A 15,245-nucleotide genomic window follows, 5' to 3' on the forward strand; every position below is an offset into this window, starting at 1 on the left:
CACACTCAAGTGTAACGATTCACTTTTAATTCATTCGCTCAGTCTTAGTCTACTCACCTAGGAGGAGTCAAAATGAAAGAGTTACTAGAACCCGAAGAAATAGAGTTTATTCTCGATTTATATCGTCCTAATGCAGCCAATAACCATGCTCAACAGGGCGCGACTAAAAAGCCCAAGGTAAGTAATAAACAAGCCATGCAAGCTGAGGTTTTAGTTCGTAGTGCTTAACGACATAAACCTTACAAGTTAGCCATTAAGCTGTAAAAACGCTTTAATACAGTCTATTTCTGCCTGCTTAACCGTTTCGCCTATTTCAGGGCCTTTTTTGCCACTTTTGAGCGCATGTTGCACAATTTGTTTTTTATCCATTTGTTGTAGCTCATTATGAATAGCGCGTAATTTAGCGGCTTGTGGATAAAGCTTATCTACCAGCGTTTCGCCTCGTCCTTGTGCATCACACTGACAGGCTTGAGTAAAGGCAATAAAACGCTCTGGGTGCACTAGTGCATTTAAATTAGTGACAATTAATTTATGAATGGTTTGCGGCCTTAATTGTTCAAGCGTGTGGCAAAGCGTATGGTTATCACTGGTAAGCACACCGATATCACGAAAGCGATTAGGTACTTTTAAACGTTCACAAAAGGCCTCAACCACCGCAACCCCTTCACGTTCATGGCCGCGTAAATTACCGCGTTTTTTATAGCTTAGCGCTTTACCAAAGTCATGGGTTAAAGCAGCAAAACGTGTTTCTAGGTTAAAGCCTAAATCGGCTGCTCGCCGAAGCACTAGCATAGTATGGACAAACACATCGCCCTCGGGATGATGATTTGCCGGCTGTGGGGTGTTTTTCATTTGTTCGATTTCAGGAAAAATACCTAAGCCATCTAATGCTTGAAAATAAAGCTCTGGGTATTTTTCACCAAGCGCTTTTTCTGTTTCAAGCCATACTCGCTCTGGCACTAAATGCGCCAGCTCGCCTTTATTTTTAAGCTCATGCATTAATGCAGTGGTACTTGGGTGAATAGACCATTCACTGCCATAACGGGCTAAAAAACGGGCAATACGTAATACCCGAACCGGGTCTTCTACAAATGCGTGTGTGGTGTGGCGCAGCACTTTATTTTTTAAATCATCTTGACCATTAAAAGGGTCAATAATAGTGCCGTTTTCGTCTAGCGCCATAGAGTTTATGGTTAAATCTCGGCGTGCTAAGTCTTCTTCAAGCGTAACATTGGGGCTCGCATCCACTACAAAGCCAGTATAACCTTTACCACTTTTACGCTCAGTGCGCCCTAGTGCATATTCTTCTTTGGTTTTTGGGTGCAAGTAAACGGGAAAATCGCTGCCAATGGGTAAAAAGCCAAGCGCTTCCATAACCTCTGGCGTTTCACCTATCACCACATAATCGTTATCTTTTGATTGTATGTTAAGCAGCTTATCTCGCACTGCTCCACCTACTAGGTAAACTTGCTTTAAGGTCTTTTCCACTTTATTTCCAACTTATTTTATTGCTAGGTAATAATCGTTCTATTTATTGATATCAATCATACCCAAAACACATTAAAAAAGCTGTGCTGTTTGACCAACACCCTGTTAGATCATTACAATACTAATATGATTTTTATATAAAACGTTAAATATTAATGAAAAACCACTCAGCAAAAAAAGAAATAATGCTACTGCCTATCTTATTCGTGGTTATTATTATGTGTGTTGCGGGGCATTTTTTGCTACAAGCTAATTATCAGGATAGCCGTTTAGTAGAGTACCTACTTGCAGCTATTCCATTTGCTATGTTTGGTCTGGTTGTCATAGCGTTTAAAATGGCTGCTAAAAGTGAACAACAAGAAAGTAACGAGTAATATTTTTATTACTCAACATACGTTATTGATAGGTTTTTCTGCTTTAGTGACTTTTCTAGATAACATAGGATCTGTTGGTAAATATACAGCCAAATAAGTCAACCAGCAAAAGTATAAACCATATTTTTACATAAACCTTCCAATATCTACAATACATAATAGCCAAACCAGTCGGGTTTAATTGTTTGTGCTTTGCCACTTGGGGTCAACTTTATATTTAATTGGCTATCGAGCAAGTCAATCGCAAAGCAGTCATCAACATCATATAAATCATCTTTATGAAGATGACTCAGCCCTGCTAATAAGTCATTTTTAGCGCGTTGTTTCGCTTCTTCACTACTACTGGCAACATACAAAGCAAAGTCGTGTTGCTCTGCCATTGAGTCGCTTCTGTAAGCACCTAAGTTAACAAAATAAAGTTGCTTATTTTGCTCTACATAACTATCAACTACCTCGATTTTATAACCATCAATGTGATTAACCGCCATGTAGCTATCCATGTGTACACTGTTTTTATCACCCACCCATTGGCTTTTTAGTTTGGTATAGGTTTGCTCAATATTTTGGCCTACCACAAAACGTACGTCGTGCATTTCTATGTGACAACCTTGAATGCGTCCACCTAAATACACCATGAATAACTGCATGCTCACTTCCTTTTAAAAACCAAATTAAATTAAACTATCTACGTCAATCTCATGCTTTTTAATCAGCTTATAAAAATCAGAACGATTACGCTTGGCAAGTTTGGCGCCTTCTGCCACATTGCCTCCTGCCATTTTCAGGGTATTAATTACATAGTCTCGTTCAAACTCTTTTTTAGCTTCATTAAGTGATAATGGCTCAACGTTACTTTCATTACTGTTTAGGGCACTAAGCACTAAATGTTCAGATATAACCTCACTAGGAGTCAACGCAACCACTTGCTCCACTACATTTTGTAATTGACGTATATTACCTGGCCAATCATACCTTACTAGGGCATGCATGGCATCGTTTGCAAAGCGCTTTTCTTTTTGCTCCATACGCTTTGCGATGTTGGCACTAAAAAAGTTGGCTAATAAGCTAATATCTTCACGGCGTTCACACAGCGGGGGCAGCTTTAAGTTTACGACGTTTAACCGGTAGTATAAATCTTCTCTAAACTGTTGATTACTAATCGCTTCAGGCAGGTTTTTGTGGGTTGCAGAAACAATTCGCACATTAATAGGAATTTCTTCTTGAAAGCCCACTGGGCGAATGGTTTTTTCTTGCAGCACACGCAATAACTTAACTTGTAAATTAAGCGGCATATCACCAATTTCGTCTAAAAATAAGGTACCGCCTTGCGCTTGCTGAAATAACCCTTGGTGGTCTTTTACAGCTCCTGTAAATGCCCCTTTTTTGTGACCAAATAGCTCTGATTCTAATAGCTCACCAGGCACGGCCCCACAGTTTATTGCCACAAATGGACCATCACTAACATGGCTATGCTGATGAATCGCCTGCGCAAGCAACTCTTTACCGGTACCGCTGGCACCAGAAATAAGCACGTTAACTTGTGTAGGCCCTAATAGTTTCACTTGCTCCAACAAATGCAGCATAGCGCCACTGCGGGTGACAATATTACTTTGCGGGGCGACTTCATCATTATTAACCCCATGTATCTCAATGGCTTTAGCTAGGCTGTCAAACAGCTCATCTTTATCAACGGGTTTTGTGATAAAGGCAAAAATACCTTGCTTGGTGGCCTCTACCGCATCAGGGATAGATCCATGAGCCGTCATCATAATAACAGGCAACGCAGGGTAGCGGTTTTGCAGCTGTCGGTGAAGCGCCATGCCGTCCATTTCATCCATTCTTAAATCGGTGATCACCGCATCAAACACTTGGTTTTTAAGTAGTTGCAATGCGTTCATACCACTATCACAGATCGTTACTTCATAACCCTTTGATTGAATTCGAATCGCCAGTAATTGCAGCAAGCTGGCATCATCATCAACGAGTAAAACTTTAGCACTTGATGGAAGTGTGACTGACATAGTTACTGCTCCTTGGTTTCTTCACGTAGTAAAAGTTGCTGTTCAATTGCGGCTAATGACGACAAGGTTTTTTGCATTTTGGCGTTCAATGCTTGCTGTTGTTTTTGTGCATTTATTTGCCTTAATACCTGCTGTTTTTGCAGCCATAAATAGTGCTTTATATCATCGGTCCAATAGTACGCCTGATCCAGCTTAAGTAATTGACTCATCACAGTATTGGGGTCACTACTAAGCTTTAAACATGCTGTACTAAAAAACGCTTTCAGTGCTTGCTCCCCTAAGTAGGTTTCATTGCTAGGCGCTAATTTAAAACCACCGCACTGATTGGCATGCCAAGCAATAACTTGCGCTGCAGGCGGATATATTGGCTCTGCTTTTGGCCGAGGTTTGGGGTTTGGCTGATTCGTTTTGCTATCTGGCTGAGAGGATACATTTAATGCTGATTCACCCTGTGTTTGAGTGTTTGTTATTTCACACCCAGATAAAAAAACAAGACTGCTGGTTAGCCATACAATAGCCATTAAACGCGCAGACATATTATTTAACTCCTTTATTTTTATAGGGGATGACAATGTTAAATCGACAGCCTTGCGGCTCATTATGCTCAATTTTTAGTTGCCCATGTAACTGTTCAACTGACTCTTTGACTATAGTAAGGCCTAAACCACTGCCTTGTAAGCTAATCTCTTTGGTATGTTTACCTTGATAAAACGCCCCAAAAACATGTTCTCTTTCATGCTCTTTAATGCCACAGCCCTCATCTGCTACCTGCATATTTAGGCCGTTATTTTCTAGACTCAAGCTAATAGTAACGACTTGGTTTGGCTGAGAAAACTTTAAGCCATTGGAAATTAACTGAATTAAAATCATTTCAATTAACTCCCGTGGCAAGCTAAGAGAAATATTAGGTAAACTATTGTGCCAAATAAGCGATTGTTCTCGCGCATTTAAGCGGTGCTCAAAGTGGTTATTTACCTTTTTTATTAGCTGATTAAATTCCACTTCACTGACGTTGTCTTTACTGGTGCGAATGGCGTTATAACTCAATAAACTGTCTATCATGGTACGTAGCCTCACCATCGATTGACTGATCAGCCCAAGTACCGCTTTTTGCTCGTTATTGATGGGGCCAACGATTTCATCGGCTAGTAATTCAGTGCCCTCAACCATAGAAGCCAAAGGGGTTTTTAATTCGTGAGTAACGTGGCGTAAAAATGTATCTTTTTGTTGTTCTAACATATGCAGCTGCGCTTGCACCCACTGCAACTTGTTACCTAACTCTATGAGTTCAGCTGATCCCTGCACCGATATTTTTTGCTGCCAATCTCCTTGGCCTAATTTATCAATCACTGAGGTTAAGCTTTTTAAGCGCCCGCTTATGCGCCACAAAAAACCGCCGCCAACAAGCAGCGTTAAAGGCGTAAGTGCAATCAACCAGTTTATAAAGGAAGCTTGTAAATTTGTGAGCTTAATTTGGTTTTGAGTGATTTTGGCTTCATTTTCCTCACGTAACCACAATGTTAGCTCCGCTAGTATTTCGCTGATTGGCACAAATAATTCAGCTTGTTGGCGCGCTTCAAGTACAAGTTGAGTATGCGCCGTTTGCAAAGTATCCGTTAGCCGTTGCCATTGCTGTGTATTTGCTTGGTTATTTGAAAGCTGTTTTAGCTCATTGATGTTTTGCAATGATGATTGCCATTTATCTACGATTAGCTTATCGAGTGAGTCGCTCTTTAATACCCAGTTTTGCCTTGTTGCTCTTTCTAAACTATTAAGCTCTTGTTTAAGCAAATTAAATGACTTAGTAACTTGATAGTTATTATCTACAATTTGCCGGGTAACTGCTAATTGCTTATTTAATACATTTAAAAACACAATTACCACAATCGATAAGGGTAGCAGCGACAACAGCATGCTCATTACAAATTGGCTGATTAAATTGGGACGCCAATTTACCAATACTCTGTACTTTTTAGCTATTAATAAAGGCATATAAAAATCCTTTGCCATATTTATCGCTCCATTATTGAGCCATCAACTTATACACTCGCTGAACTTCAAGAATAAAAACGCCCTACAGCCTCTAAACGGCAACAAGTTAAACCATTGATTTAAAAAATTTTAAACACTTTTAACTGCAAAATTGTTGCATAAAACACACAGTTACTTGTAAAAATTACGCACCAACCATCACAAAAAAAACATAACTCACTGATTATTAATAAAAATAAATATTGGCATCATTTTTGTTACGAGAACATTAATATTAATCTAAAAAGAGCCAAGGAATGTTCAAAAACAATTTACAGAACGCTGCACTTATCGGTTTGTGCCTAACCAGTACTCATTTATTCGCTCTTGATGTAGATGCTGAATTTAATCGTTTAGACAAAGACAGTAATGGCACATTAAGTGAAGCTGAAGCAGGTGAAGATGCTTTATTACATGAGAACTTTGCACAGATAGACACCGATGAAAACGGGCTCATATCTCTAAACGAATTTAAGCTGTTTATAAAATAAAGGAGTACATTCATGAAACAACTAATTGGTGCTTTTTCGCTCCTATTTTTAGCCATTAGTGCCACCGCACTGGCATCGCCATTAAATGTACGTTTTATGCATTTAGATAAAAATATGGATAACCAAATATCGCTTGTTGAGGCAAAGCAAGATAAACAATTACTTAAGCAGTTTGCCGATTTAGACAAAGATAATAACGAGATGATTTCTAAAAAAGAATTCCAAAACTTTAAACCTTAAGTTTAGATTCAAGTTTAATCTATTAGTATAGAGTTAAAAGCACTTGCCATAATCCCTGAGGGAGTGTGTAAACGGATTTAATGTTGGGATTTAAATTATGGCAAGTGCTTTATTTCATTACTGCCAGCAATTAAAATATGCCTTGGAACGCCAACCATGAAAATACAGCTTCTCCTTATCGGTGCTTTACTATTTGTTAGCCATAGTGCATGTGCACTTGATGTAAAGCAACGCTTTGAACATCTAGACACCAACAACGACGGGTATTTAACCCATAGCGAGCTTGCTGCTCAGCCTCAGCTATTAAACTCATTTTCAAATTGGGATGAAAATCAAGACAACAGAATTTCTTTAACTGAGTTTAAAAACTATCTAACCACCAATTTGTACTGAGTATTTAGATGAAACCTATCCGCCATATTATTTTACTAACGCTTACTGTTGTTAGCTGCATGAGCTTTGCGACAAGCAGTTATATTGCCTCAGAATTTGAAAAACTTGACCGTAATCAAGATGGCTTTTTAACTCGTTCGGAAACTGCCAGTGATCCTGCTTTATGGTCACGCTTTGGCAGCTACGACCGTGACAAAGATGCACAATTGTCATTAAGCGAATATAGTTTGTACGCCAGTAAATAAATAGCTCCCTGAAATAAAGCCTAGGGTCTGTTGACCTTTGCGGATTAAAATTTGTTCAAACTAGGGGCGGTTTAATCGCGGCGCGAGGTTTGTAACCTAGTGGGCTAAGTAAAAACCGAGCAACAAAGAGTAAATCGCCCCTAGGCAGAACCCGAAGGGCAGCGCCTGTTTGGCATTGATGCTGCGTTATCACCTATTTATGGGGAATAACCACACCACATAGGCTCTGCCTTGCCTAAATACCAAACAGACTGCTGCAAATTTAACCTTGAAAGGTCAACAGACCCTAGTTAATTAGGCTTTATTTGAGAAGATTAAATAAATTCTTTCCTGTTAACACGCACCCTATCCCACCCTGAATTTGCTTGCTCAAGCTAAAAGCTGGGCTTATTCGACTATTAATAAATTATGCTATTGGTATTCTAAATTTGAGTTTGCTACTGTGATAGTACAAATAATAACAACATACCTCTTATGCAACTCAATAAATTAATTAAACCGGTATTACTAGCAAGCCTCTGCGCCTTATCTAGTGTGGCAATTGCACAAACGAAAGTAATATATAATGCCAATGGCTACACCCCTTTATACAAAGGAAAAATGCGCCACGGCGAAGTAAATACATTTACAACCTTAGTCATAAAAGATGGCAAAGTAGTAAAAACAGGTCCTGACAGCTTAAAAAATAGCTTCCCGGGCGCAACCCTAATTGACGCCAATGGAAAAACCTTATTACCAGGGCTCATTGATGCCCACGGACACGTAATTGGCCTGGGTGAAAACTTGTCACAACTGGATGTGCGCGGCGCAAAATCGGTAGATGAAATAACCGATAAGCTCAACGAATTTGCCAAAGGCAAAGAAGGTTGGATCATTGGTCGGGGCTGGAACCAAGAGCTATGGTCCGACACCCGCTTCCCTACCGCTGCTGATTTAGACAAAGTCGTCAGCGACCGCCCTGTTGTTTTATCGCGAGTAGATAGCCATGCTATTTGGGTTAATTCAAAAGCACTGGAACTTGCCAATATTAATGCAGACACATTATCTCCTAGTGGTGGAGAAATTATAAAAGATGAGTTTGGTAAACCCACCGGTATTTTTATCGATAAAGCAGAAACCTTAGTTACTCAGCATATGCCTGCAACGTCTGCGCAATCAGTTAGCAATGCATTAGATGCCGCAGGTAAACATTTATTAAGTTTAGGCATTACCTCAACCCACGATGCAGGTATTGATAAAACCACCTGGCAAGTTTATAAACAGCGCGCCGAGTTAGGTACATTACCGCTGAGGATTGTAGCGATGTTAAGTGCAGCAAGTCCTGACTTAAGCGCTATGCTTAAAGCTGGTCGTTATCAAGATGCGCAGGACTTTTTATCTATCCGCAGTGTAAAAATTTACGCTGATGGTGCCTTAGGGTCACGCGGTGCCGCGCTTATTGAAGAATACGCAGACAGAGCAAATCACTTTGGTCTAATGCTTGAAACCCAACAAAAGCTAGAACAATTATTTACACTCACTTTTAAAAGCGGGTTTAGTGCAAATACCCACGCCATTGGCGATAGAGCCAATAAAATTGTGCTCGATGCTTATCAAAATGTATTTAAACAAACCGGTGGCATACTATTGCGTAATCGTATGGAGCATGCACAAATCGTCTCGCCAAAGGATATACCGCGCTTTAAAACCCTGAAAATAATTCCATCAATGCAACCTGTGCATGCTACATCTGACATGCATATGGCAGAGCAGCGTTTAACCGATAAGCAACTCCAAGGCGCTTATGCTTGGCAAACCTTCTTAGATCAGGGATCGATCATTGCCGCGGGTTCTGATTACCCAGTGGAGCTGGCAAACCCGTTTGATGGCTTATATTCAGCCATAACACGCATGGATCATAACCAACGCCCTGAAAACGGCTGGCGCGCCAGTGAAGTATTAAGCAGAGAAGATGCATTACGTGCATTTACACTCGGTGGCGCATATGCAGCCCATCAAGAGTTTAAATTAGGGAGCTTAGAGCAAGGTAAATGGGCTGACTTTATACTGGTTGATCAAGACTACTTTAAAGTCCCCATTGAGCAGCTTTACAAAACTCAGGTACTGCAAACGTGGATTGCGGGTAAGTTACGCTACGAAAAAGACGTCACAAAAGCTGAGTAATAAAAACAAAAAAGGGTTAACTCATGTTAACCCTTTTTTGTATTAATTTTAGACTGACGATATAGCTTAATAATGTGATAAACATTGACCAAAGCCAACAAGCCATTGGTAAAAGCCACCGGCACTGAGCCTATAGCCGCGCCGTAAAAAGTAAACGCAATACAGCCAAATAAATTAAACCAACGTAGTTTGGTTACATCAGTCATGGTCAAGGATATAACTAATAAGGCGGATGCTAAATAACCTAAATATTCCCAACTCAATTGTTCTCTCCTAGGCTTTAGGTTAGTATTACGCGTTAAATTTTAGTACATTATTAAGCTACGCTAAGCAGTAGTTAAAATAAAAAAGCTAACTTACCAAAAAACCTTAAAATATACGGTTAATACCACAATTTTTAGTCATTACACGGAAGAATGAAGGCCATTTAACGCCATTAATTATATTAAGGGCGTGGGCAAGTTAGCATAAACTTATAATCTTAATGCTATCGTCATTAAGATGTAATAAATAGGACAATTGTCCGAAGAGCATAATTGATGTTTCAATACCATTTTTCCAGTTATCTTGTTGAACAACTGCTGACGTTTGCCGGTAGTCGTTTTCAGCAATCAAAAAAAGAAATATTAATACAGCAAGACCAGCCGTTAACTAAGTTGGTGTTGGTGCGCAGTGGTACTGTATCGTTTAGTTACGATGTAGGTAATGGCCGGCGCCTGCTACTTGGCCAACTTGACTGTAACAATACCTTAATTGGCGAAATCGAAGCGCTCAATAATAACCCCTGCATATACACGGTTACCTGTTTTAGCGATGTTACCTATAACCTGATTGAACTAAAGCATTGGCGTACATTATTACTCGATAAACCAGAACTTAGCTTATACACAGCACAAACCATTGCGGCTAAGTTTCAAGAAAATCAAAAAATTAATTTAGATAAGCTGTTATTACCACTGAGTTATAATATTGCCAAAGATTGCTTATTACGTGCAGAGAATAACAATCCCACCTTGTTACGTGCTTACCCTACGGTAAATGCAGAAGCAGAGCGCTTTGCAACCACTGAGCGTGCATACAGGCGTGTAGTGAGTGAGTTAGTAGAGAAAAACTTAGTGCAAAGAAGCACGCAAGGACTGCAAGCTGTCGATATACCAAAATTAAGTGACTATGTAGATAGCTTTGCACAGCTTTAAAGACAATAAAAAAGGCCATTAAGGCCTTTTTTATTGTTTAAAGTAATACTTACTTTTCAAGTAAAAGATCGTGAATATTAGCTAGATCTGATTTACCCTCAATGATTTCATCCGGTGTTAATCCTGATAATTCATGTGGGAATACAAGCCATTCTTCAGATTCATGAATGTAGTAATCTGGCACAATATCTACTTTTGAATTTTTTGGCTTGTAATATGGGCAAGCAATGCGAATATCACGGGGTAAATTTAAACGCATCAGTTCAGAAAGCTTCTCTTTAAGCGCTACAATGCTGCGGCCAGAGTCAAACACATCATCAACAATCAGTAATGAGTCACCTGCATTCGCGTTTTCAACAATGTAGTGTAAACCATGTACTTTTATTTCTTTTGATTGCTTGCCAATACCATAATAAGACGAAGTACGAACCGCAATATGATCGGTTTCTATACCTTTGTAATCATAATATTCTTGAACCGCAATCCCGATTGGAGCACCACCGCGCCAAATACCTATAATAAAATCTGGACGAAAGCCATCTTTATACACTTGTGCCGCTACGCGGAATGAATCTTCAAGTAATTGTTGAGCCGTGATATAGCACTTTTCTGACATAGTAAGGATCCCAGTGATATGTATAATATTTGAGCAGAATTAAATAAAGGCAGATGCCCAAACACCTAGTGGCGGAGGATTTTACCGTAAATAAAACAAAATTGCTTGTTTGGCGCATAAAAAAATAGGCACCCGAAGGTACCTATTTTTTAACTAATGCGTAATCTCAGTAGATTATGCCTTTTCAAGAAGGGTACGTGCTACGGTACGCATACCTTGTGTAGTTGCACCTGAAGCCCATTGACTTGTGCTACCACCCATATTAAATGCAGCAGCTAAATCGATGTGTACCCAGCCTTTGCCATCGTTTGGCACAAAGCGAGATAAGAAACCAGCTGCGTTAGATGCACCACCGAAACCACCGCCTTTTTGGGCGCGGCTATTTGCTGTATCCGCATACGGCGATGGGCAGTTTTGTTGATGCCATTTTTCAAGTGGTAATGGCCATGCTGCTTCCATTTCTTGTGACGCAAAGTCTTCCACTTCACGCACTAGCTCTTTATCAAGGGCAAACAATGCGTTGTACTCTTGACCAACAGCAACAAGGGCTGCACCAGTAAGGGTTGCTGCATCAATAATAAGCGGAGCGCCTGTCTCGCCTGCGGCCATTAAGCCATCAGCCAATACTAAACGCCCTTCAGCATCGGTGTTTACAATTTCAACGGTTGTGCCATTTTTGTAAGTAAGAATGTCACCTAGTTTGTATGCATTACCCGAAATTAAGTTCTCTGCACAACATAAAAACAACTTAATACGCTTTTCTACACCACGGCTAATTGCCAGTGCTAAACCTGCGGTTACGGTTGCTGCACCACCCATGTCGCACTTCATACCCAACATACCTTCACTTGGTTTAATTGAGTAACCACCTGAGTCAAACGTAATACCTTTACCAACAAGTGCTGCGCTTACCGGTGCGTTCTCATCGCCAGTTGGGTTGTAATCAAGCTCAAGTAATACTGGCGGACGCTCACTACCACGACCTACGGCATGAATACCAATCCACTGCTGTTCTAATAGCGCATCGCCTTTTATTATTTGATAGCTAACATGCTCTGGTGCAAGTGATTGAATAAATTCAGCCGCTTTTTCAGCTAGGCTTTCTGGATAAATGTCATCAGCAGTGCCATTAATCATTTCACGTGCCCATGTTGCTGACGCTTTTAAATCAGCGAGTTCTTTAAGATCAGATTGTGCGTTATCAACAAACTCAACACCGTTTAGTACTTTTGGTGAAACAAAGCCTTGATAAAATGCCCATTGGCTCTCTGTACACCATACATCACCTGCAAGTACGACGTTTTTAATGCCTTGGCTTGCAATAGTACGACCCGCTTTTTGCACATTTTTTAATGTTTCTTGCTCAGATAAATGAACCGTTGCACCGTGTTCGTTAAAAGATAATGATGCACTTTCGCCCCAATGCCTTGGTGCCAACTGCTCGCTTAATTGAACAACAAATTTTTCACTCATGTTAGAATATCCTTGCACTTAAATGTGCGGTTGAGTTTACTATAGAGCGCTTAAGTTCCCAACTGCTTGCGGTAAATAACCTCAATCCGCCTGTAAACCTTTATTTTAGTTAACCTAAGTTCTGGAAGTCATGATGAAGTACCTCCCACCATTGCAATCTGCCACTTTATTAAAGCGTTACAAACGCTTTTTAGCTGATTTAGAGCTCAGTGATGGCACTACTTTTACCGCTCATTGTGCTAATACAGGTAAAATGACGGGCTGTGCCGACTCAGGCTTTAATGCGCTTTACTCCACTAGCAATAACACCAAACGAAAATACCCACATTCATTAGAGCTGACGCAAAATAATTTATCACAGCTTATTTGTGTAAATACCGCTATCGCCAATAAAGTGGTCGAAGAAGCACTTAATAATGGGGTTATTGATGAGCTTACAGGCTATCAACAAATACAAAGTGAAGTGAAGTATGGCAGTGAAAACAGCCGCATTGACTTTTTACTTACCCACAACTGCAAAGCCAATTGCTATGTTGAAGTTAAATCTGTCACGCTGTTAAGTGAAGAGCATCCACAAAGCGGCCAAGGTTACTTCCCTGATGCGCAAACAGTTCGCGGGCAAAAGCATATTCGCGAATTAATCGCCATGGTAAAACAAGGGCACCGTGCGGTATTACTATTTGCGGTGCTGCATCAAGGCATCACCCAAGTGAGCGCCGCGGCGCATATTGACTCAACCTATGCACAACTACTTAGCGACGCCATTGAGCAAGGCGTAGAAGTATTAGCTTATAAAGCAGACATTTCAGCCAGCGAAGTTACCTTAATTAAAAAAGTAGCGTTTATAGGGTGAATAAGTTGAGCATTTAAACGCTGGTATTGTGCTACACCTAAAAAATACTTAACTAAAAAGTAAAAGATAAGTTGTTTTTACTATTTTAGCCCATATAACAACGCCAGTTTATAAACCAATACTGTAATAAAAAAGTATAAACACTGCTTGGGCTACTTTTATATAGCTAAACAGGGTTGAAGCTAATTCGATTATTTAAAAATAAATTTGCCTAGGGTATGAGTTTCTGTTATTTATACCGCCGGCTAATGCTGAGGCATTAAATTAAGGATTTAGGAGAGAGTTATGCCAGACCAAAAAAGACATGGTTTATTGGCTCAAGCCGGTTTAGAACCATACCAAGAAAAACCGGGTGAAGAGTACATGAATGAAGCACAACGTGCTCATTTTAAAACAATTTTAGAAACTTGGCGTAATGATTTACGGAACGAAGTTGATCGTACTAAGTCACACATGCAAGACGAAGCAGCTAACTTTCCTGATCCCGTTGACCGCGCAGCACAAGAAGAGGAGTTCTCATTAGAGCTTCGTACTCGTGACCGCGAACGCAAATTAATTAAAAAAATTGAAAAAACAATCGCTTTAATTAAAGAAGATGAGTTTGGATTTTGTGAGTCTTGTGGTATTGAAATTGGCATTCGTCGTTTAGAAGCACGTCCTACTGCTGATTTATGTGTAGACTGTAAAACACTTGCTGAAATTAAAGAAAAGCAAGCTGGACGTGGCTAATTAAGTTATAGCCATGTCTTCTACAGCCGTTATCGCGCAAGTACCTGACTATCGCGGCCGATTTGCACCGTCTCCTTCGGGGCCGTTACATTTTGGTTCACTTGTGGCGGCTGTAGGAAGCTACCTAGATGCAAAAGTTAACCAAGGGAAATGGTTAGTACGCATTGAAGATATAGACACAACTCGCGTTGTTAAAGGCGCAGCCACCGATATCCTAAATACCTTAGACGCCTACTGCCTTAATTGGGATGAAAACGTTGTGTATCAAACACAGCGTCTTAATATTTATCAAGATGCAGTCAATTCACTGTCAAAACAACACCTTATTTATGCCTGCCAATGTTCACGTAAGCAAATAAAAGCACAAGGCGGAATTTATCAAGGGCAATGTAAACATAGCCAACTCAGTGAACAGGGCCATGCCCTTCGCTTAACTCAATACCATGCAACCGTCACTTATAACGACCTTATTCAAGGGCGTATTGACGTTGACTCTGCTCTCGCCCATGAAGATTACATAATAAAACGCAGCGACGGTTTATTTGCCTATCAACTGGTGGTGGTTATTGATGACATTGAGCAAGGGATCAATCGAATTGTAAGAGGCGCTGATCTACTTGAACCTACCGCCCGTCAAATAAGTCTGTTTAAGCAACTTGATCACCCTATTCCAGAATTTGCTCATTTACCTTTAGCGGTAGCAAAACCTGGATTTAAACTCTCTAAACAAAATTACGCCCCCGCTGTTTGCAAACAAAACCCCAAACCGACTTTGATAGCGGTATTTAACTTTTTAGGTTTACCAACCCATAACCAACTTATGGATTTAACCACAGAGCAATTACTTGCTTGGGCCGTGGCACATTTTAACTTAAGCCGCGTTCCCACTACGCGTGAAATACAGATTTAACGCTCTTTCGCGGATTGGGTGT

The 15,245-nt window shown here is 40.2% G+C and carries 19 protein-coding genes; 11 read left to right on the forward strand and 8 right to left on the reverse strand.

Annotated elements, in window-relative coordinates; translation table 11 throughout:
- The first annotated feature begins 72 nt into the window (after window positions 1-72).
- Entirely contained in the window at window positions 73-228 is a 156-nt protein-coding gene (locus KG708_RS08395; RefSeq protein ID WP_213608943.1) for a hypothetical protein, read from the forward strand.
- Between the two features lie 18 nt (window positions 229-246).
- Here KG708_RS08395 and KG708_RS08400 read toward each other — a convergent pair whose 3' ends face one another.
- The gene (locus KG708_RS08400; RefSeq protein WP_213608944.1) at window positions 247-1,488 is read right to left on the reverse strand and encodes a multifunctional CCA addition/repair protein; all 1,242 of its coding nucleotides are present in this window, start codon (window positions 1,486-1,488) and stop codon (window positions 247-249) included.
- A gap of 155 nt (window positions 1,489-1,643) precedes the next feature.
- Between KG708_RS08400 and KG708_RS08405 the strand changes: the two genes are divergently transcribed.
- Window positions 1,644-1,862, forward strand: coding sequence for a hypothetical protein (locus KG708_RS08405; RefSeq protein WP_213608945.1), 219 nt, complete (start codon window positions 1,644-1,646; stop codon window positions 1,860-1,862).
- A 146-nt stretch (window positions 1,863-2,008) separates the two neighbouring features.
- Here the strand turns inward: KG708_RS08405 and KG708_RS08410 are convergent, their stop codons facing one another.
- The 4 genes from KG708_RS08410 to KG708_RS08425 are packed head-to-tail and all read right to left on the reverse strand — an operon-like array spanning window position 2,009 to window position 5,875.
- Entirely contained in the window at window positions 2,009-2,509 is a 501-nt protein-coding gene (locus KG708_RS08410; protein ID WP_213608946.1) for a DUF1543 domain-containing protein, read from the reverse strand.
- Between the two features lie 24 nt (window positions 2,510-2,533).
- The gene (locus KG708_RS08415; protein WP_213608947.1) at window positions 2,534-3,883 is read right to left on the reverse strand and encodes a sigma 54-interacting transcriptional regulator; all 1,350 of its coding nucleotides are present in this window, start codon (window positions 3,881-3,883) and stop codon (window positions 2,534-2,536) included.
- A 2-nt stretch (window positions 3,884-3,885) separates the two neighbouring features.
- The gene (locus KG708_RS08420; protein ID WP_213608948.1) at window positions 3,886-4,419 is read right to left on the reverse strand and encodes a hypothetical protein; all 534 of its coding nucleotides are present in this window, start codon (window positions 4,417-4,419) and stop codon (window positions 3,886-3,888) included.
- A 1-nt stretch (window position 4,420) separates the two neighbouring features.
- Window positions 4,421-5,875 carry a HAMP domain-containing sensor histidine kinase gene (locus tag KG708_RS08425; protein WP_213608949.1) on the reverse strand — a complete coding sequence of 485 codons (1,455 nt, stop codon included), beginning with the start codon at window positions 5,873-5,875 and terminating at the stop codon, window positions 4,421-4,423.
- Window positions 5,876-6,171: 296 nt separating this feature from the next.
- Between KG708_RS08425 and KG708_RS08430 the strand changes: the two genes are divergently transcribed.
- The 5 genes from KG708_RS08430 to KG708_RS08450 all read left to right on the forward strand — a co-directional run bounded on the left by KG708_RS08430 (window position 6,172) and on the right by KG708_RS08450 (window position 9,446).
- Complete coding sequence (locus KG708_RS08430) at window positions 6,172-6,405, forward strand: cag pathogenicity island protein Cag25 (protein ID WP_013465728.1); 234 nt, start codon at window positions 6,172-6,174, stop codon at window positions 6,403-6,405.
- A gap of 12 nt (window positions 6,406-6,417) precedes the next feature.
- Window positions 6,418-6,645: a hypothetical protein gene (locus KG708_RS08435; protein ID WP_036956582.1), complete on the forward strand. Its 228-nt coding sequence runs from the start codon at window positions 6,418-6,420 to the stop codon at window positions 6,643-6,645.
- A 156-nt stretch (window positions 6,646-6,801) separates the two neighbouring features.
- Window positions 6,802-7,038 (forward strand): EF-hand domain-containing protein, encoded by a 237-nt coding sequence (locus KG708_RS08440; RefSeq protein WP_016900452.1) that lies wholly within the window; start codon window positions 6,802-6,804, stop codon window positions 7,036-7,038.
- 8 nt (window positions 7,039-7,046) lie between these two features.
- Complete coding sequence (locus KG708_RS08445) at window positions 7,047-7,283, forward strand: calcium-binding protein (RefSeq protein WP_033102860.1); 237 nt, start codon at window positions 7,047-7,049, stop codon at window positions 7,281-7,283.
- A 474-nt stretch (window positions 7,284-7,757) separates the two neighbouring features.
- The gene (locus KG708_RS08450) at window positions 7,758-9,446 is read left to right on the forward strand and encodes an amidohydrolase (RefSeq protein WP_213608950.1); all 1,689 of its coding nucleotides are present in this window, start codon (window positions 7,758-7,760) and stop codon (window positions 9,444-9,446) included.
- Window positions 9,447-9,472: 26 nt separating this feature from the next.
- On the opposite strand, the gene KG708_RS08455 is transcribed toward KG708_RS08450, so the two are convergent.
- Window positions 9,473-9,709, reverse strand: a complete 237-nt coding sequence (locus KG708_RS08455; RefSeq protein ID WP_213608951.1) for a YgjV family protein — start codon at window positions 9,707-9,709, stop codon at window positions 9,473-9,475.
- A gap of 276 nt (window positions 9,710-9,985) precedes the next feature.
- Between KG708_RS08455 and KG708_RS08460 the strand changes: the two genes are divergently transcribed.
- A complete protein-coding gene (locus KG708_RS08460) occupies window positions 9,986-10,642 on the forward strand; it encodes a cyclic nucleotide-binding domain-containing protein (protein ID WP_213608952.1) in 657 nt (218 codons plus the stop codon).
- A gap of 49 nt (window positions 10,643-10,691) precedes the next feature.
- Here the strand turns inward: KG708_RS08460 and KG708_RS08465 are convergent, their stop codons facing one another.
- Entirely contained in the window at window positions 10,692-11,258 is a 567-nt protein-coding gene (locus KG708_RS08465) for a phosphoribosyltransferase family protein (RefSeq protein ID WP_213608953.1), read from the reverse strand.
- Between the two features lie 174 nt (window positions 11,259-11,432).
- The gene (gene pepB / locus KG708_RS08470; protein WP_213608954.1) at window positions 11,433-12,731 is read right to left on the reverse strand and encodes an aminopeptidase PepB; all 1,299 of its coding nucleotides are present in this window, start codon (window positions 12,729-12,731) and stop codon (window positions 11,433-11,435) included.
- A gap of 133 nt (window positions 12,732-12,864) precedes the next feature.
- Here pepB and sfsA point away from each other — a divergent pair, with 133 nt between their 5' ends.
- The 3 genes from sfsA (at window position 12,865) to gluQRS (ending at window position 15,223) form a co-directional block, all read left to right on the forward strand.
- A complete protein-coding gene (sfsA, locus tag KG708_RS08475; protein WP_213608955.1) occupies window positions 12,865-13,584 on the forward strand; it encodes a DNA/RNA nuclease SfsA in 720 nt (239 codons plus the stop codon).
- A 285-nt stretch (window positions 13,585-13,869) separates the two neighbouring features.
- On the forward strand, window positions 13,870-14,313 hold the full coding sequence (gene dksA / locus KG708_RS08480) for an RNA polymerase-binding protein DksA (RefSeq protein WP_213608956.1): 444 nt from the start codon (window positions 13,870-13,872) through the stop codon (window positions 14,311-14,313).
- A 13-nt stretch (window positions 14,314-14,326) separates the two neighbouring features.
- Entirely contained in the window at window positions 14,327-15,223 is an 897-nt protein-coding gene (gluQRS, locus tag KG708_RS08485) for a tRNA glutamyl-Q(34) synthetase GluQRS (RefSeq protein ID WP_213608957.1), read from the forward strand.
- The last annotated feature ends 22 nt before the right edge of the window (window positions 15,224-15,245 follow it).

It is taken from the genome of Pseudoalteromonas sp. (genome assembly GCF_018402495.1).
Taxonomy (GTDB): Bacteria; Pseudomonadota; Gammaproteobacteria; order Enterobacterales; family Alteromonadaceae; genus Pseudoalteromonas.

What these genes read in the sequence shown, in the direction of transcription:
- KG708_RS08460 (WP_213608952.1), top strand. Translation starts at nt 9,986, where the DNA reads ATGTTTCAATACCATTTTTCCAGTTATCTTGTTGAACAACTGCTGACG.
- KG708_RS08435 (WP_036956582.1), top strand. Translation starts at nt 6,418, where the DNA reads ATGAAACAACTAATTGGTGCTTTTTCGCTCCTATTTTTAGCCATTAGT.
- KG708_RS08405 (WP_213608945.1), top strand. Translation starts at nt 1,644, where the DNA reads ATGAAAAACCACTCAGCAAAAAAAGAAATAATGCTACTGCCTATCTTA.
- KG708_RS08430 (WP_013465728.1), top strand. Translation starts at nt 6,172, where the DNA reads ATGTTCAAAAACAATTTACAGAACGCTGCACTTATCGGTTTGTGCCTA.
- KG708_RS08440 (WP_016900452.1), top strand. Translation starts at nt 6,802, where the DNA reads ATGAAAATACAGCTTCTCCTTATCGGTGCTTTACTATTTGTTAGCCAT.
- KG708_RS08395 (WP_213608943.1), top strand. Translation starts at nt 73, where the DNA reads ATGAAAGAGTTACTAGAACCCGAAGAAATAGAGTTTATTCTCGATTTA.
- KG708_RS08410 (WP_213608946.1), bottom strand. Translation starts at nt 2,509, where the DNA reads ATGCAGTTATTCATGGTGTATTTAGGTGGACGCATTCAAGGTTGTCAC.
- KG708_RS08465 (WP_213608953.1), bottom strand. Translation starts at nt 11,258, where the DNA reads ATGTCAGAAAAGTGCTATATCACGGCTCAACAATTACTTGAAGATTCA.
- pepB (WP_213608954.1), bottom strand. Translation starts at nt 12,731, where the DNA reads ATGAGTGAAAAATTTGTTGTTCAATTAAGCGAGCAGTTGGCACCAAGG.
- KG708_RS08420 (WP_213608948.1), bottom strand. Translation starts at nt 4,419, where the DNA reads ATGTCTGCGCGTTTAATGGCTATTGTATGGCTAACCAGCAGTCTTGTT.
- sfsA (WP_213608955.1), top strand. Translation starts at nt 12,865, where the DNA reads ATGAAGTACCTCCCACCATTGCAATCTGCCACTTTATTAAAGCGTTAC.
- KG708_RS08425 (WP_213608949.1), bottom strand. Translation starts at nt 5,875, where the DNA reads ATGCCTTTATTAATAGCTAAAAAGTACAGAGTATTGGTAAATTGGCGT.
- KG708_RS08450 (WP_213608950.1), top strand. Translation starts at nt 7,758, where the DNA reads ATGCAACTCAATAAATTAATTAAACCGGTATTACTAGCAAGCCTCTGC.
- KG708_RS08415 (WP_213608947.1), bottom strand. Translation starts at nt 3,883, where the DNA reads ATGTCAGTCACACTTCCATCAAGTGCTAAAGTTTTACTCGTTGATGAT.
- dksA (WP_213608956.1), top strand. Translation starts at nt 13,870, where the DNA reads ATGCCAGACCAAAAAAGACATGGTTTATTGGCTCAAGCCGGTTTAGAA.
- KG708_RS08445 (WP_033102860.1), top strand. Translation starts at nt 7,047, where the DNA reads ATGAAACCTATCCGCCATATTATTTTACTAACGCTTACTGTTGTTAGC.
- gluQRS (WP_213608957.1), top strand. Translation starts at nt 14,327, where the DNA reads ATGTCTTCTACAGCCGTTATCGCGCAAGTACCTGACTATCGCGGCCGA.